Here is a 1556-nt window from a genome sequence, read left to right on the forward strand (position 1 = left end):
TCACCCCACACCCGGCGGGGGGGCCCGCCCCCTCGCCCCCCCCGGGCGCGTGCCCGTGGTGCGGGGCGGTGGGGTGGGACTCAAAGGGGCAGTCGCGAGGGCGAAGCACGACGACGCAAGGACCGCAGGGAGCGAGCACCGCGAGCGACCGAGGACCGCAGCGAGTCGCGCGAGCCGTCGCGGCTGGGGCTTTGGTGGTGTTCACTGTCGACGTAGTATTGCGCACGTATCGCCGGGCGACTGGGGCTTTGGAGGAACTCAGTCCGCAACCGCCAACGGCAACCTCGTATAAATAATCAAGTTCGCACGCCGCAAGCAAAACGAGACCGCGACCGCAACCGACCTATTCCTCTAACGAGAGCGACGCGAGCAGCGACTCCAACTGCACCTGCTCGTTGGCGCCCTCGGCGATGCGGTAGTCGGCCTCGCCGATCCGCTCCATCAGCGCGACCGCCTCGCGCTCGCTCAGGTCGAACTCCCAGACGGAGCGATGGAGCTGGTCGATCACGTCGCCGCCGGCCATCCCCGTCTCCGTCAGAAGGGTGTCGAGGGTCGCTCGTGCCCGCGAGAAGTCGCCCTCCAGCGCGTTCGTCACCATCGACTCGATCTCCTCGGGCCGCGCGGTCGCGGTGATGGCGTACACCGCCTCCTCGTCGACGACATCGCCGGTCGTCGCCGCCGCCTGCAGCGAGTTGATGGCGCGGCGCATGTCGCCGTCGGCCGCGTACACGAGCGCGTCGACGCCCGCGTCGGTCACCTCGATCCCCTCCGCGGCCGCGATCTCGCGGGTCTGGGCGGCGACCGCCTCGTCCGAGAGCGGCGAGAAGCGGAAGACGGCACAGCGCGACTGGATCGGGTCGATGATCTTCGACGAGTAGTTACACGAGAGGATGAAGCGCGTGTTGTCGGAGAACTGCTCCATCGTCCGGCGTAACGCTGCCTGAGCGTCATCCGTGAGGCTGTCTGCCTCATCGAGAAACACGATCCGGAAGTCCCCGCCGAACGACGAGCGCGCGAATCCCTTGATCCGGTCGCGCACGACGTCGATGCCGCGCTGGTCGGAGGCGTTCAGTTCGAGGAAGTTGCCGCGCCAGTTGTCCTCGCCGTACACCTGGCGGGCGATTGCGGTGGCCGCGGTCGTCTTGCCGGTACCGGCAGGCCCCCCGAAGAGCAGGTGGGGAATGTCGTCCTGCTCGATGTAGCTCTGGAGCCGTTCGACGATCTCCTCCTGCCCGTGGATGTCGTCGAGCGACTGCGGCCGGTACTTCTCGATCCAGATTGCCCGGCCGGTCGCGGTCGCAGCCGTCTGCTCGTCGGCCTCGCTCATGGCGGATCGGAGGGTCGGCGGGGTGATAAACGAACCGAGAACGGACCGCGCTCGGACCCGTCCCGCCCCTCACGCGGCCTACATCCGTCGCCGGATCGTCTCGCGGAATGCCCCCGCCGCGTCGGCGTCGGCCTCCGCCTCTCGCAGGCGCGCGGTCGCGTCGCGCTCGGCGTCGACACCAGCGTCGACATCGATGTCGACCTCGGGAGCGAGTACTAACGCCGCGGCG

At 68.8% G+C, this 1556-nt stretch carries 1 protein-coding gene; it reads right to left on the reverse strand.

Annotated elements, in window-relative coordinates; all coding sequences use genetic code 11:
• Positions 1 to 343: 343 nt before the first annotated feature.
• The gene (locus OQF71_RS14540) at positions 344 to 1327 is read right to left on the reverse strand and encodes a replication factor C small subunit (protein ID WP_280588524.1); all 984 of its coding nucleotides are present in this window, start codon (positions 1325 to 1327) and stop codon (positions 344 to 346) included.
• Between the last annotated feature and the right edge of the window lie 229 nt (positions 1328 to 1556).

Origin of the sequence: Halorubrum sp. Boch-26, from assembly GCF_029889805.1 — an archaeon.
Classification (GTDB): domain Archaea; phylum Halobacteriota; class Halobacteria; order Halobacteriales; family Haloferacaceae; genus Halorubrum.

What these genes read in the sequence shown, in the direction of transcription:
- OQF71_RS14540 (WP_280588524.1), bottom strand. Translation starts at nt 1,327, where the DNA reads ATGAGCGAGGCCGACGAGCAGACGGCTGCGACCGCGACCGGCCGGGCA.